This window comes from Bartonella sp. AA16NXGY (assembly GCF_042197325.1).
Taxonomy (GTDB): Bacteria; Pseudomonadota; Alphaproteobacteria; order Rhizobiales; family Rhizobiaceae; genus Bartonella.
Map to the genome: position 1 here is coordinate 45417 of NZ_JBHIRR010000001.1, position 15189 is coordinate 60605.

Below are 15189 nucleotides of genomic sequence, written 5' to 3' on the forward strand. Positions count from 1 at the left end.
ATGTTGTGGATTTATAGTTTTGAAGACTTTTAAATAATTGCTTTATAAAGAAGCAGCAACATTGCTGTTTGAATAAATTTTGGATAAAGAACAAAAATAATGAAGATACAAAGTGGATATAGTGAATTATAGGATTATAAAAACTTTTTATGATCATTTAAGTTTGTTTTTAATCTGTTATAGGGGGATAAGTATAGAGGGATAATGTGCGCATCAGAATAATAAAATTTTTGAGCGGAGTTTTTATTACAATTATCTTTTTATTTGGAGTGGGGATTCTCGTTTTACCTTATCTTATTTCTACAGATGCGATTCGTATTCGTTTAGCGCAGGATTTAAGTGCGTGGACGGGTTACAATGTGCAATTGCGTGATCCACCGCGGTTACATCTTTTTCCTTATCCTAAAGCATTTCTTTCTGGCGTTACTTTAACATCAAAAATGGATGATGTTGCGCCATTAATGGAAGCTGAATCAATAGAAGTTGATCTTTCTGTCGTCGATCTTCTTTGGGGACATATTTCTTTTTCAGAGACGCGGATTATGCGTCCTCAATTTGTTATGGAAAAGCCTGTTAAAACAATAGCAGATTTTTTTGATCGGTTTTCTCGCTCACAAGGTGCATTAGGGGTGGCAATACGTAATACGCGTGAAATATTAAAACATAATCCTGAGCATCCAGAGATAGAGCACCTTTTAAAACAACCTTTTGGACGGATTGTCATTAAAAATGGTGTTCTTGTGTATCACGATAGTTTTTCAGGAGTAGCAGAAAAAATAACAGGATTAAATGCAACTTTAGATTGGCCGGAATCAACTCAGGAAGTACGGTTACGTGCAGATGCGCGTTGGCGCGGAGAGTTTACAAAATTATCACTTGATGCTTCTCAAGCATTACTGCTTCTTGCTGGAGGCAAAAGTCATATTAGGGCAAGTCTCAATTCTGTACGTGGGGGAATAACTTTTACAGGAAAGGCTCGATTATCTGAATATTATATTTTTGACGGAAAAGTGTCAATGCGTTCTCCTGGATGGAATCAGACATTGTCTTGGGTTGGTGGAAATCAGTTTTGGGGACATAAATTAAAAATACCCATTGTATGGGAATCTCATTTTTTAGCGCAGCCAATGCATATCCAAATGAACAATGTTACATTTACGATGGGGAAAGCCAATGCGCGAGGAGCTTTAAAACTCGATTTTCAAGATTATGTACCAAATGTCATGGGCTCTTTAGCCTTTGATAATCTAGACCTTAGCCTCTTGGGTTCAATGTTTTTTTCAGGTAAAAAGAAAAATGCCTGCTTTGACATGAGAACTTTTGATTGTATTGGCGTGGATATACGACTTTCTGCGCCACAAGCTAAAATAGGAAATATTTCACTCACAAATTTAGCTGCTGCAATACAAATAAGAGATGGTCATGGTATTTTTGATCTTGGACATGCGAATATTTTTGGTGGATCTGTGCAAAGTAATATTGAAGTTACTTCAGCTGGACAGAAAGTGCGTATTGGAGGAAATATTTCAGGTGCTTCTATTGATATGCAGGAGACTTTAGAAATCTTGGGATTTATTCCATTTATACAAAGCAAAACGAATTTTACTGCAACGGTACGAACACTTGCTGATTCTTGGCCAGAAATTTTTACGAAAATGCAGGGTGAGTTAACACTGAAGATGTCTTCTGGTCGGCTATTAGGGTATGATCTGAATGAATTACAAACAAGACTTTCAAATAAACAACAATTTCTTTTAATGAATAATGATACTTTTTCAACAACATTTGATCACTGGGATATTCAGACAAGCTTTTCAGAAGGTATGATGAAGGTAACAGAGTCATTAATGCGTACAGCAGACTTGAGCTTATCCATTCAAGGAATCATTGCAACTGCTATTGCGCAAGGGAAGGAAAATGAACTGATATTACAGGCACAACTACGCAAAAACTATAGATCAGAAACTTTATGTAAAGATGTCCAATGTCTTGCTAATAGCCTTGCATGGCCTTTTACATTTTCTCTAAGCTCTAAAGGACAAAATCATGGCGATTTTTGGGTTACAAAAGATATTAACGCAGATTGAGTATCGTTTTTCATCTGTATAATATTCTATCCTATAATGGTAATTCGTCTTTTTGCAACTTAAAATTGTCTTTTAAATTTAAATCAGAGCTCCCATTATCGGAAGATTCTCTCATTTTAAATCCGTTCGTCGTGAAGCAGTAAAAACCATCCTCACCGTCATAATAAGTGAGGTTGGTATAGATAAATGACTGAAGAGAGGAATAAAAAACCTTCTTATGGAATCTTTCAAATACAAGAGATTCATAATATCGGTGCTAATCTTATAAAAATTGCTAAAAAACATTAAAATTTTAAGGAGGATGTTGGCCAGTGCTTATTGAATCGCAGAAGAAATACCATAGCCATCTTTGGTAATTGTATGCTTCCCGTCGGCTCCAACAGAACCAATTCCCACTGTAATCAAAATAAAGGCTAAGAGGGTTGTAATCGTAATAATTGTAGCTTTTTTAGCAGACATATTTTTCCTCCACGGATGCATCAATGACTGAATGCAAAGATGAATGGTGCATTATTTAAACTTTTATGAAAGCAGAATCACTTAAGGATCTATAAGTTCCTATTATTATCTCATAAAGCTAAAAAAACTCTATAATTCTTTAATATATTATAGTTCTATAGATATAATTTTTTCTTTTTGCTATATATTTTTCTTCATTTTCTCGATGACGATAGTGAGCATTGGCAAAATTTTTATGCGCATAAATTATAAACTTAAAAGATTATTTATCCGACAGACATTGGCTTTGAATGAAGAAATAAAGATAGAGGGGGCACAAGCTTCTTATCTTATGCATGTTTTGCGTATGAAAGAAGGAGCAGAAATTTTACTTTTTAATGGACAGGATGGTGAGTGGCTTGCTAAACTCATCACTGTTAAGAAAAAATTTGTTGTGGTTCAGCTTATCCATCAAGAAAGATTACAAACGACGCATTCCAATCTTATTTATTGCTTTGCTCCACTCAAAAATGCGCGGTTGGATTATATGGTGCAGAAAGCTGTTGAAATGGGGGTATCGATTTTGCAGCCTGTTATAACGCATCATACGCAGGCTACGCGTATCAATATGGCGCGTATGGAAGCCAATGTTATTGAAGCTTCTGAACAGTGTGGAATTTTATCTCTTCCTAAATGCGTATCGGCTCTATCATTAGCAGAACTTTTAGCACAGTGGGATGAGACACAGCCTTTATTCTTTTGTGATGAAGAGCATAAATTGCATAATCCATTACCTTCTTTTAAAAAGCGTGACGTTACAACACCTGGTATTCTTATTGGACCGGAAGGTGGCTTTAGTGAAGAAGAGCGGAGCTTTTTAAAAAAACATCCTTTTGTGTTTCCAATATCACTAGGTCCGCGTATTTTACGCGCTGATACTGCCGCTGTTGCTGCTTTGGCTCTTCTTAATGCTACCGTGGGGGATTGGGCAATGGATTGAGAAATCTGTAAAATCATTCTAAACAATTTATTTAAGATGATGATACCAATTATAGGATACGGTAAGTTATGGCGCTTGATATAACTGATGAAAGTGAAATTTATAACTTAGATTCTTTGGTTAGCTATTTCCAAGGGGGGTATAAAGCAGAAGATGATTGGCGCATTGGTACAGAACATGAAAAATTTCCGTTTTATAGAGATGGTTTTCACCCTGTTCCTTATGAAGGAGAGAGGGGAATCCGAGCGCTTTTAGAGAGGATGCAAAGCGCCTTAGGATGGAAACCTATTTTAGATGAAGAGAATATTATTGGGCTCGTAGGATCAGTTGATCAGGGAGCCATTTCTTTGGAACCTGGGGGACAATTTGAATTATCTGGTGCACCATTAAAATCAGTAAGCCATACATATTACGAGTTGATGGAGCATTTAACTCTTCTCAAAAAAATTGCAGAACCATTAGGTATAGGTTTTTTAGGTCTTGGAGCTAGTCCAAAGTGGACTTTAGCTGAAACGCCGCGAATGCCTAAATCACGTTATCAGATTATGACTGATTATATGCCTAAAGTGGGGTATAATGGTCTTAATATGATGTATCGCACATCAACAGTTCAGGTTAATCTTGATTTTTCATCTGAAAGTGATATGCGGCGAAAAATGCAAGTATCCATGAAGTTACAGTCCATTGCAACGGCATTATTTGCAAGTTCGCCCTTTACAGAAGGGCGCCCAAATGGCTTTTTATCGTGGCGTTCTGAAATTTGGCGTAATACGGATAATCAGAGGACAGGCGTTCTGCCCTTTGTATTTTCTGAGCGTTTTGGTTTTGCTGATTATGTTGAATGGGCCCTTGATGTTCCAATGTATTTTGTTGTGCGGGATGGTCGTTATTATGATTGTACACACATAACGTTTCGTCAGTTTATGAATGGAGCATTAAAAGGACAAGTTGCAAATTCAATTCCAAACATGGGAGATTGGATTAATCACTTATCAACGTTATTTCCTGAAGTCCGCTTAAAAAGATTTTTAGAAATGAGGGGAGCTGATTGTGGTTCTTGGAAGCGCATTTGTGCGTTGTCGGCTTTTTGGGTTGGGCTTCTTTATGATAGGGAAGCACTTAATGAGGCAGAGGCTTTGACAAAAGATTGGTGTTTTGAAGAAGTTTTAGAGTTGCGCCAACGCGTTCCTAAAGAAGGGTTAAGAACTCCTTTTCGTCAAACTATTCTTTTAGAGTTAGCACGTCAAGCTCTCGCTATTGCTCGCAAAGGCTTAAAAAATCGCAAACAGTATGATACGAATGGTTTTGATGAAACAAATTTTCTTAATCCTCTAGAAGAGGTTGTTGCAATGGGACAAACAGATGCTGAAAAATTTTTGTCCCATTACTATTCTATTTGGAATGAGTCGGTAGAACCTTTATTTTTAGAATGTGCCTATTAAATTTGAAGCAAAGATACTTCCTACTTTTTTAAAAATGCATATCACCGTGGTGGTTCATTCACTCATTTCTCTAGAGAGCATATCCTACCTTGCTTTTAACATTTCTCATAACGGAAAGGATACAATACAAAAATCTCTTGGGCAGTGTGATTTTTATACCCAATAATATCACGATATTTCTGTAATCATAATGTTGTCCCTTTGTACAAAAGATAGTTCATAAGAGATAAAGCTTATTATCAAACATTTTTTATTCACTTGGCTAAGCCTACTTATGAATAGGTCTGAAAATTATATTTTTTACTTTTAAAAGGGATAAAAAATATAATTTGCGGTTAATAGTCAATTATTATAATTCAATATACGATGCTTATATGAAAGAGCATTTTATTATACAAAAATTATGATATCAATCTTTCAGTGCGCTAAAAAGACAGTAGAAAAAATACCGATAGATCTATGTATGTATAACTCAATTTTATTTTTATAAAAAAAAGAAATATATTATGTAAATAGATAGAAATAAAGATTATTATATATAATGAATGTGTTAATTACATCATTAAATATTGATAAATAAAAAATATTATCTTCATAGAGTTATATGAAATTATAAGCTATTCATAGATAAGAAATAACTATTTGTATGCAAAGGGGTATTATATTAAAATACTATTATTCTTGATAAAGAGGCACGAGATAAAGAGATTGAGCTTGTAACGAATGAGTGTTTGAATACACACAAAAATTCAAAAAAGCACAACATTTCTATAGCAGAATAATCTTTATCAGTATGAGCGCAACTTATTATAGGCAATTAATTATCCCCATACATTGTAAATCTACTGTAAGACTGCTTTTAATGCTTTAAACTGTACTATTCATAAAATTTATAATATTTGTAGGCTTAAAGCCTCTCATTGTAATCATATATCCTCAGTCTTTTCCATTGTTTTCATTATCTAGAAATTTGTAATCGTCTTTGTTATGCTCCACTAGGATAAGCAGCTTTAAAATGTGCTCGTCCTTCATCCGTAATGGCATCACGCCTCTGTAAACCAGATGTTTTTCTTTCCTTTATTGAATTTGCAAACAAATGGGATTGTTTTTCATCATGAACAGTTACAGAGATTCAACGTTTTTATAAAGATACCGTGGAAAGCATTGACCTGTATCTATTGCATCTAGATTAGGCAAATTCTTAGCTATCAATACAGAAAAAACGCTTCGTGCTCCTATGCCTGTAATTTGTATCATCCTATTTTCAACTTTTTGTCCTATCAGGACTATACGAGGCATTTGGTAAATTCCATCGTTGAGATTCCGATTATAATAAAACCACTGTTGCGTAAAAGGATGATATGAACTCTGAGTGAGGCATGCCTCTTCAAATTCAAAAACCTTTCCTCTTATTAGTTCTTGCGTAACATTATAACTCCAACTTATCTTTTTTATATCTAAAGTGACAAAATTATCTATAGCACATGCACGTGTTGTTCGATCAGCATATGAATAGGTATCGTTAAAACGTTTTACTGCGCTATTATAAAAAGCAATCATATTATTTATATTTTCTGCTCAAGCTCCGCCCTCCAATGTTACGGCAACTCTTGCATTAAGATGTTTCATAAGAGGTCTTTCTACTCCTTTCTTATACATTTTTACTCATACGCCAGCCCTGCTTGTGACGTGCAAGCAAATGATTTTGATTGATTCAAGATAAACAGGTTTGAAATGAGAGAATCTTACGTTATTCGGGACTCTCATTTAATATGCAAAACAGTAAATTATGATTATAAATCAACATGTTGTATTTCAAAGCCTTTTTATGACTATAAAAAGAGTTTTGAAAAATAAAAAAGCTTTCATTGAGAGCAAAGAAAGAATGTATAAAAAGTATTTTCAATAAAATAATTATATTTGAAGTGCTGATCAAAGCTATTGAGAGTGCAGTCCATAAAATGAGCAGAAGTAGCTTGTTGGTGTATTTTCTAGAAAAATCATGAATGTTCGATTGTTAATTCATCCTTGCTTGGAAAGCTCGCTTCAGTTCAAATAGAAAAAGAGAGAGGTAAGGAGATTTATAGGATAAGATATGCTGGAATTATTCAATATTAAGATGCAATGAATGTTGTTTATATTTTTCTTATTTAACTATTTTATAAGAGCATAAATTTAAAGAATAAGAAAATAATTTTATTTATTTTCTTTAAACAGTTATTAGTAGATAAAAAATTCTCTTTTAATCTATAAATTAAAAAAATAATGATTTTGTAAAAGCCTTGTAAGCTTTATAGGTTAATTTTAAATATCATGCATTGATTTTGAATTATGCAGATTATTTATGTCAACCATAATAATAGTGAGCATAGACAATGACACTTAATTTTTTCGTCAATTTATTTCTATTTGTTATTTTTTTATTGTTGGTTTTTCAAAGTAAGAAAATGCAATGGAGTCTTTCACTACGTGTTATGCTATGGCTTATCCTTGGCTTGATTTTTGGAAGTGTTTTGCAGTTTATTTATGGAGAGGGTGAAAGCACTTTATTGAAATCCGTTGAATGGTTTAACATTGTCGGTGAGGGCTATATTTTATTGTTGCAAATGATTGTTATGCCATTGGTTTTTATCTCTATCGTTTCAGCAGTTGCTCATTTACATTCTGTTTATGCTGTTGGAAAGATGAGTATAATAACAATTTCAATATTGCTTTTTACAACGGCTCTTTCAGCATTGGTTGGTGTGCTTGTGGTTAATTTTTTTGGATTAACAACCGATGGTTTGGTGCATGAAGGGCAAAATGTTTCTGCTCTTCTTGAAGGTCATATTTCTAAACTTGGAGATATGAATATACCAAAGATGATTTTGTCTATGATTCCTAAAAATCCATTTGCTGAGTTGAGTGGAGCTAAACGTACGTCAATTATTAGTGTTGTGATTTTTGCGTCATTTTTAGGTGCATCGGTTCTTCTTTTAAAGAAAGATGAGCCAGAAAAAGGAGAAAAAGCGCTTTTATTTATTCAAGTGGCACAAGCTTGGATTATGCGGTTAGTCCGTATTGTGATTGCTTTGACGCCTTATGGTATTTTTGCACTTATGACGAAAGTAGGAGCAATATCGCGTATTACAGATATTTTAAATTTACTGGTTTTTATCATTGCCTCTTATGTCGGTATTATTTTAATTTTTGGAATTCATGGTGTATTGCTTGGTATTTCTGGGATTAATCCCTTTCGTTTTTTCAAAAAGGTTTTACCAGTTTTAACATTTGCTTTTAGCAGTCGTTCAAGTGCTGCAAGTATTCCTTTGAATATTGAAGCGCAAACACAGTGGATAGGTGTACCACAATCCATTGCGAGTTTTGCAGCTTCTTTTGGGGCAACAATTGGACAAAATGGTTGTGCTGGTCTTTATCCAGCGATGCTTGCGACCATGATTGCACCCTCTATGGGTATTAATCCTCTTGATCCTACTTGGATTGCTACGCTTATTGGTGTTGTAACGTTGAGTTCTATTGGTGTTGCTGGTGTGGGGGGAGGTGCTATTTTCGCTGCATTGATTGTGTTACCAATTATGGGGCTTCCTGTTACTTTGGTTGCTGTACTTATCTCTATTGAACCGCTAATTGATATGGGACGGACTGCTCTAAACGTGAGCGATTCAATGATAGCTGGAACGGTCACCAGTCAAATATTACGGACAACAGATAAAAGTATTTTTAAAAAATAATTTTAGATTATATTTTTTGGGGCTGTAAAACATCTGTAAGAGATATTTGCGCTGAACCAGGTTGTAGCGGTTTTTGTTGATTGGGATGAGGAGCCCAACCAGAGAGCCAGATGAAAGAAAAATGTGCACGAATACGTCCATCAGGATCACTAAATCGTTGTGCATAGATTTCAGCTGCGCGGAGAAAAAAACGTTTGGATACAGGGCGTCGTGAACGATTGATGAGTGCATTTTGCATTCCCATAGCTTTAAGATCGTGCATAAGGTCAAACATTGTATTATAACGTATTGTGATATCTTCAACGTCTGCTACAGGCAGGGCAAAGCCAATACGCTGTAAAAGAGCGCCTGCATCACGAATGTCGGCAAAAGGGTAGATTCTAGGGCTTGCTCCATCATAAATTTCACTTTCAGCTTGCAGCAGGCTTTCGCGCAATTCTCTTAATGTACCAGCTCCTGCCATAACAGCAAGAAATAAGCCATCTGGTTTAAGAGTATTTTTTATCTGGCTTAGAACACCAGGGGTATCATTGGTCAATTGTAATGAAAGAAGTGAAACAATAAGGTCACAGTAACTTTGAGGTAAATCAAGAAATTCTCGATGACGTAAATGAAATTTTTTATCATGGCTTTGATAAAGCGTATCGGTCTCAATGCGTTCTATGGAACAAACTTTTCCAGATTTCATTAAAGCTTGCGCAGCAAGGTCTGTATGGCTGTGTAAATCGAGAGCTAATGTAAAGAGGCGATCAACAGTGCTAAGGCGTTTATAGAGATCTTCTGCCATGTGAGAGAGTAAAAAGTCACATCCTTTTTTTGCTTTTTGAAAGGCACGTTTTCGGAATTGTTCAATGCGGTTATGATCAAAAATTAAAGGATGCGACATATTGTAGAACACTTTCGATCTATGAAAGAATATATTTTAAAAAGGTTCATTATTTGTGCAAGCTCTGTCAAGTTTATAATATGAAAGAAAATAAATTTATAGAAGGTAAGAGTTTTTAAAGGAATTAAAATTATAAATTGAGGAAATACAAAGGAACTTTTGTTCTGAGGGAAACTTGTAAAAGCCTAAATTTATAATGTTGTATTTTCGAGAAGCGGCGTTAAATAGCGGAGATATACTAAGTAAGTTCGTTGAACGCTTGAAAACGATGCTTTATCCACCAATTTGTCCTGGATGTAAGCAAAATGTTTTTACTTATGGTACGATTTGCTCCGAATGTTGGAAAGATCTTCAATTTATCACAAAACCTTATTGTCCTGTTATGGGGACTCCTTTTGTTTGTGATATGGGGGATGGTTTTCTTAGTGGTGAAGCACTCCGTAATTCCCATCCTTTTTCACGTGTTCGCTCAGTCATTGTTCATAAAGGGCTTGCACGAACTTTAGTAACGCGCTTAAAATATGGTGATCATATAGAATTGGCATCATTTATGGCCAATTGGATGATGTTTGCTGGACGCGAGGTTATTGATGATTGTGATGTTATTATTCCCATTCCATTGCATTTTCGTCGTTTTTGGGAGAGGCGTTATAATCAATCTGCTGAGCTTGCACGTTACATTGCAGCATCACAAAAAAAGCTTTTAAAACCGAGTTGGCTTGTTCGTTGTCGGCATACCCGTCCGCAGGTTAGTCTTTCTTCGAGAGAGAGAAAACTTAACGTAAAAAATGCTTTTAAGGTTTCGCATAAAGTTAAAAAATATCTCAAAGGATGTTCTGTTTTGCTGATTGATGATGTATTTACAACGGGTGCAACAGTTACAGCAGCAGCTGCTGCATTAAAAGATGCAGGTGCACGACAGGTTGATGTGCTAACATTTTCGCGTGTTCTCAAAGAAGATTCTATTTTTCCCTCTTCTTAAGAGGAATTTAAAATGAATATTATTAAAAAATATTGGAGGATAATACTATGAAAGAGGTAATAATTTATACACGCCCTAACTGTCCTTATTGTACAAAAGCACGTGATTTGCTTAATAAAAAAGGCGTAAAGTATACAGATATTGATGCTTCCACATCCCTTCGCCAAGAAATGGTACAGCGTGCAAATGGACGTAATACATTTCCACAAATTTTCATAGGTGATTATCACGTTGGCGGTTGTGATGATCTTTATGCTTTAGAGGCTGAGGGAAAGCTCAATTCTTTATTACAAGGCATATGATATTTGTAAATTACATATTCTTAAGACCGTTTTGCAAGAAGGAGATAGTTAACGCCCATGTCTTTTGAGCGATTCCAGCTGTCGTTTAATGGGTTATAAGTAATACCTATCTCATCAATGACAGTCAGAGCGTTTTTTGATAAGAAATTTTTAAGTTCTAGAGGTTTTAGGAATTTTTTATAATCATGGGTTCCTTTAGGAAGCCAACGTAGAATATATTCAGCGCCTACAATAGCAAGCCCCCATGCTTTCCATGTGCGGTTGAGTGTTGAGACAAACATCACCCCTTGTGGTTTCAGCATTTTTGCTGTAGCTTCTATGAAGAGATTAACGTCAGCGACATGTTCAACAACTTCCATATTAAGGATGATATCAAATTTTTCTCCTTCATTGGCAAGTACTTCTGCTGTCGTCGTGCGGTAATCAATGGAAAGATCATTTTGAGCTGCATGGGTTTTTGCGACTTCAATATTTGTTTGTGCAGCATCAACGCCTACAACTATAGCACCAAGACGTGCCATTGGTTCAGATAACAAGCCTCCTCCACAGCCAATATCAAGAATTTTCAAATTGTGAAAGGGCGTAAGTGAAGAAGGGTCACGATTAAACTCTAAACAGATTTTTTCTCTGATGTAAGCAAGGCGTGTTGGGTTAAATTGGTGAAGAGGTCGAAATTTTCCTTGTGGATTCCACCATTCTGTAGCAATACGTGAAAAATGATCAATTTCACTTTGATCAATAGTTGTTTGTGTTTCATCGATCATGTTGCCTTCCTTTATTTTTAATGATCAGGTCAAGTAGATTTTATACAAAGTCAAGAGAAATTAATATAATCATAATGAAACTTGCACAAATGATAGATATTCGCTATGTCGAGAAAATGGTTAGTTGATACAGCATCTAATTCTCATTACTGTTTGAGATAAGAGATGTAAAGGTAAGAGTGTTATTAATGGCGCGCATTGTCATGAAATTTGGTGGAACGTCTGTAGCAAACATTGAATGTATTCATAATGTTGCAAGGCATGTCAAAAGAGAGGTTGATGCAGGCAATGAGGTTGCCGTTGTCGTATCTGCGATGGCTGGTAAAACGAATGAACTTGTTCAGTGGACAAGTGGTGCTTCCTCTATGCATAGAGATGCTCGTGAATATGATGTTGTGGTTGCTTCTGGTGAACAGGTTACGTCAGGTTTGTTGGCTTTGACACTTCAAGAAATGGGGGTGAATGCACGTTCATGGCTTGGTTGGCAAATTCCTATTCATACAGACAATGCGCATGGCCGTGCACGTATTACTAATATTGATGGATCTTTTTTAATCGAGTGTTTTCAGGAAGGTCAGGTTGCCGTTATTGCTGGTTTTCAGGGGTTATCTCCGGATAACCGGATTTCTACCTTAGGGCGTGGGGGATCAGATACAAGTGCTGTTGCTATAGCCGCTGCTGTACAAGCTGATCGCTGTGATATTTATACGGATGTGGATGGTGTTTATACAACGGATCCACGTATAGAGCCGAAAGCGCGTCGTTTACCAAAAGTAGCTTTTGAAGAAATGCTAGAAATGGCTTCTCTTGGTGCAAAGGTTTTACAGGTTCGTTCTGTTGAATTGGCAATGGTTCATAAGGTTCGTACCTTTGTGCGTTCAAGTTTTGAGGATCCTGATGCGTTAGGCATGGAGGATCCAATGAGTTCTTCTGGAACACTTATTTGCGATGAGGATGAAATTGTGGAACAACAAAATGTTACTGGTATTGCTTTTGCTAAGGATGAAGCACAAATTTCCCTTCGTCGGCTTGCCGATCGTCCAGGGATTTCGGCAGCAATTTTTGGTCCCTTGGCTGAAGAAAGCATTAATGTTGATATGATTGTGCAAAATATTTCTGAAGATGGCTCAAAAACTGATATGACTTTTACTGTACCATCATCAGATGTAGAAAAAGCCGTTACACTTCTTGAAAAGAATCGCAAAGAAATTGGATTTGATGTTCTCCAGTTTGAAAGCGATCTCGCCAAGGTATCTGTGATTGGTATTGGAATGCGTAGCCATGCAGGTGTTGCCGCTACAGCATTTAAGGCTTTGGCTGAAAAGGGTATTAACATTCAAGCAATTACGACCTCAGAAATTAAAATTTCTATTTTGATTGATAGTGCTTACACTGAACTTGCGGTTAGAACATTACATGCTGTTTATGCACTTGATAAGGGATAAGTATTTTTTAGTTTCAACAGAGTTTCAATAACGTAAAGCTTTAATATATATTAATAATTTTTGTTAAGGATATTTATATTTTAACTTAAATGGAATATTTAATACAGCAGGACTCTCTCATTTTAAACTTGTTCATGATGAATTTAAAATGGTCACTTATACATTACAAGAGAAAGATGTTTGGGTAAAAAACTGTTTAAGAAGGGATATAAAATATGCCGTCTATAAACGTTTTAGAGCCTATAGAGTGAGATGGAGAAGACTTTACGATAAGCCTTAATAGAACTAAGGAACAATGCACTGCGTTTATTCAAAGAATGCATGTTACATGAGGGACAGCCTCGTGAATACAGATTTAATATTATAAATCTTAGAGAAATGGGAGCTCATTGGATTAGTGACGGAATTACCAAAATAGAATTGATGATGTATTTTCTAGAGATGTTTAGTTTGTCATCAAATGATTGTTTATGACTTTATGTATATCTTGAAAATTTAATTTTTTCCGTATTACGAGGCAATAAAAAATATATCTCTATAGATAATATTTATGTTGCACTATAAGTTATAAAATTACCATGTCTTATGCGTTTATAGCTTCTTCAGAAGTACTTTTCATAAAATAATGATAATGTTACAGTGTGTTTCTTTTATGATTTTATTACTTAAATTTTTTTCATGTCTATTTCTCTTTTTTGAATTATGATTAAGATTTTCAAAGTTTTTGATACCTCCATATGTTCTTTAGGTTAACTTTCTTCCCTTAACTACTCTATTATAAGTATTTTCTGTGTCATACTGCCAATCACACATGAAATACATTCTTTCGTTTTTGCAGTATATTGTGCTAGTTTCTTATCATGTTTACATATTTTGCAAATGGTGGTCTTTGTAAGCAAAACTCTTCTTGTGAGAAATATAGCCATATTATTTTACCCTTCTTGTATTTTATGTGGCGTTGTACAATTTGAAAGTCTCGGAAATATTGCTTTTTAAATTATCTATGAAGAGTATTTTATGATATCAAGAAATATAGAGCGTGCTCTTTAAACAAAAAGAAAATAAATATCAAATAAGAGCGGAAAAAGGGGAGAACAACGATATATATGCTCTATTTTTCCACCAATCATATGTTTTAGAATAGTCTAAATGACTAGGATTTTCTTTTTTCCCGCGAGTTAATTACGTAAACTAGAGTGCTCCCTGTGGAAGCATGCTTCAAGTTTAATTCTTTCATGGAGTGAGACAAGCGATGTGTCGATGATAAAAAACGGGAATATTTTTCCACTCCATTGTCAATCTAGTAGTGATGTTATGACGTTGTTATTCCAAATAAATCTTTTGTTTTTTGTTACCTGTATCAATCTCTAATGTCAGTGCAGATGCATATTTGATGGTATATTGAGACGGATAAGGGGCCTACGAGCAACTCCTGTTTTTGTATGCCAGATAGGAATAAGGATGTTGCGTATACCTGGTGGGGTAATTTCTGAAATGGAGATAAAACCTAATTGGGTGAGATGAAGCCATAAAAGTGAAAACCAACTTCCATTTTACAACTTCCTTTTAATTCTGCTTTACAATTTTCAAAGGTATTGACAGCAATATCTTTTAAATAATGGATATTACACATTGGTTCACGTTTTTGTTTATTTGCGTTATTTAAATCTATATGCCTTTCACGTAAAACAAAACGCTATTATAGTGCCAATTTACGCGCTTGTTTTGAAGAAATATCTCTCTCCCCAAGGCGCCCCCCCCCCACATTATGGCGCCTGTGGATGGCTAACGTAAAGTTTATTGGGGACCACCATCTCCTTTACTTAGATCAAAGGTGTCAGCTGGTCGTCATCATTTAATTTTTAGTTTTCCTGTTGAACAGCGCTTATATGGATATGATGAAGCATTCTTATTTCTTTCTTCAAATAATCCATACTTCTCCTCGGCTTGTGACGTGTAAGAGAATAGTCTTGATTGATTCATCATGTACAGATTTGAAATGAGGAAATCATACGATATCTAGACTCCATTCAAGATTTATAATGATAAATCAAATATTTTTTATCCAAAAATAATGTGCTTTTAAGAAGATAAAAATTAAAGTTATTTAGA

At 35.2% G+C, this 15189-nt stretch carries 11 protein-coding genes; 7 read left to right on the top strand and 4 right to left on the bottom strand.

What is annotated here, in order from left to right; all coding sequences use genetic code 11:
- The first annotated feature begins 206 nt into the window (after window positions 1–206).
- Window positions 207–2087: an AsmA family protein gene (locus ACFINK_RS00190; protein ID WP_375638023.1), complete on the top strand. Its 1881-nt coding sequence runs from the start codon at window positions 207–209 to the stop codon at window positions 2085–2087.
- 315 nt (window positions 2088–2402) lie between these two features.
- Here ACFINK_RS00190 and ACFINK_RS00195 read toward each other — a convergent pair whose 3' ends face one another.
- Window positions 2403–2546: a hypothetical protein gene (locus ACFINK_RS00195; protein WP_273790383.1), complete on the bottom strand. Its 144-nt coding sequence runs from the start codon at window positions 2544–2546 to the stop codon at window positions 2403–2405.
- 235 nt (window positions 2547–2781) lie between these two features.
- On the opposite strand from ACFINK_RS00195, the gene ACFINK_RS00200 reads away from it, so the two are divergent.
- Both ACFINK_RS00200 and ACFINK_RS00205 read left to right on the top strand, forming a co-directional pair.
- Window positions 2782–3525: a 16S rRNA (uracil(1498)-N(3))-methyltransferase gene (locus ACFINK_RS00200; RefSeq protein ID WP_375612075.1), complete on the top strand. Its 744-nt coding sequence runs from the start codon at window positions 2782–2784 to the stop codon at window positions 3523–3525.
- Window positions 3526–3593: 68 nt separating this feature from the next.
- Window positions 3594–4967 carry a glutamate--cysteine ligase gene (locus tag ACFINK_RS00205; protein WP_375612076.1) on the top strand — a complete coding sequence of 458 codons (1374 nt, stop codon included), beginning with the start codon at window positions 3594–3596 and terminating at the stop codon, window positions 4965–4967.
- A 1122-nt stretch (window positions 4968–6089) separates the two neighbouring features.
- On the opposite strand, the gene ACFINK_RS00210 is transcribed toward ACFINK_RS00205, so the two are convergent.
- Window positions 6090–6527, bottom strand: a complete 438-nt coding sequence (locus ACFINK_RS00210; protein WP_375612077.1) for a type ISP restriction/modification enzyme — start codon at window positions 6525–6527, stop codon at window positions 6090–6092.
- Window positions 6528–7342: 815 nt separating this feature from the next.
- Between ACFINK_RS00210 and ACFINK_RS00215 the strand changes: the two genes are divergently transcribed.
- Entirely contained in the window at window positions 7343–8698 is a 1356-nt protein-coding gene (locus ACFINK_RS00215; protein ID WP_375638025.1) for an L-cystine transporter, read from the top strand.
- Window positions 8699–8705: 7 nt separating this feature from the next.
- On the opposite strand, the gene ACFINK_RS00220 is transcribed toward ACFINK_RS00215, so the two are convergent.
- Window positions 8706–9584, bottom strand: a complete 879-nt coding sequence (locus ACFINK_RS00220) for a class I SAM-dependent methyltransferase (protein WP_375638027.1) — start codon at window positions 9582–9584, stop codon at window positions 8706–8708.
- Between the two features lie 196 nt (window positions 9585–9780).
- Between ACFINK_RS00220 and ACFINK_RS00225 the strand changes: the two genes are divergently transcribed.
- Together ACFINK_RS00225 and grxC are read left to right on the top strand one after the other, a co-directional pair.
- Window positions 9781–10566, top strand: coding sequence for a ComF family protein (locus tag ACFINK_RS00225; RefSeq protein ID WP_375621100.1), 786 nt, complete (start codon window positions 9781–9783; stop codon window positions 10564–10566).
- A gap of 47 nt (window positions 10567–10613) precedes the next feature.
- Window positions 10614–10868 (top strand): glutaredoxin 3, encoded by a 255-nt coding sequence (gene grxC / locus ACFINK_RS00230; protein ID WP_375612081.1) that lies wholly within the window; start codon window positions 10614–10616, stop codon window positions 10866–10868.
- Window positions 10869–10888: 20 nt separating this feature from the next.
- Here the strand turns inward: grxC and ubiG are convergent, their stop codons facing one another.
- Complete coding sequence (gene ubiG / locus ACFINK_RS00235) at window positions 10889–11632, bottom strand: bifunctional 2-polyprenyl-6-hydroxyphenol methylase/3-demethylubiquinol 3-O-methyltransferase UbiG (RefSeq protein ID WP_375638029.1); 744 nt, start codon at window positions 11630–11632, stop codon at window positions 10889–10891.
- Window positions 11633–11820: 188 nt separating this feature from the next.
- On the opposite strand from ubiG, the gene ACFINK_RS00240 reads away from it, so the two are divergent.
- Window positions 11821–13077 carry an aspartate kinase gene (locus ACFINK_RS00240; RefSeq protein WP_375638031.1) on the top strand — a complete coding sequence of 419 codons (1257 nt, stop codon included), beginning with the start codon at window positions 11821–11823 and terminating at the stop codon, window positions 13075–13077.
- Window positions 13078–15189 lie beyond the last annotated feature (2112 nt).

Excerpts from the sequence above, each read along its gene's own strand:
- ACFINK_RS00195 (WP_273790383.1), bottom strand. The coding sequence starts at position 2,546 with ATGTCTGCTAAAAAAGCTACAATTATTACGATTACAACCCTCTTAGCC.
- ACFINK_RS00200 (WP_375612075.1), top strand. The coding sequence starts at position 2,782 with ATGCGCATAAATTATAAACTTAAAAGATTATTTATCCGACAGACATTG.
- ACFINK_RS00205 (WP_375612076.1), top strand. The coding sequence starts at position 3,594 with ATGGCGCTTGATATAACTGATGAAAGTGAAATTTATAACTTAGATTCT.
- ACFINK_RS00210 (WP_375612077.1), bottom strand. The coding sequence starts at position 6,527 with ATGATTGCTTTTTATAATAGCGCAGTAAAACGTTTTAACGATACCTAT.
- ACFINK_RS00215 (WP_375638025.1), top strand. The coding sequence starts at position 7,343 with ATGACACTTAATTTTTTCGTCAATTTATTTCTATTTGTTATTTTTTTA.
- ACFINK_RS00220 (WP_375638027.1), bottom strand. The coding sequence starts at position 9,584 with ATGTCGCATCCTTTAATTTTTGATCATAACCGCATTGAACAATTCCGA.
- ACFINK_RS00225 (WP_375621100.1), top strand. The coding sequence starts at position 9,781 with ATGTTGTATTTTCGAGAAGCGGCGTTAAATAGCGGAGATATACTAAGT.
- grxC (WP_375612081.1), top strand. The coding sequence starts at position 10,614 with ATGAAAGAGGTAATAATTTATACACGCCCTAACTGTCCTTATTGTACA.
- ubiG (WP_375638029.1), bottom strand. The coding sequence starts at position 11,632 with ATGATCGATGAAACACAAACAACTATTGATCAAAGTGAAATTGATCAT.
- ACFINK_RS00240 (WP_375638031.1), top strand. The coding sequence starts at position 11,821 with ATGGCGCGCATTGTCATGAAATTTGGTGGAACGTCTGTAGCAAACATT.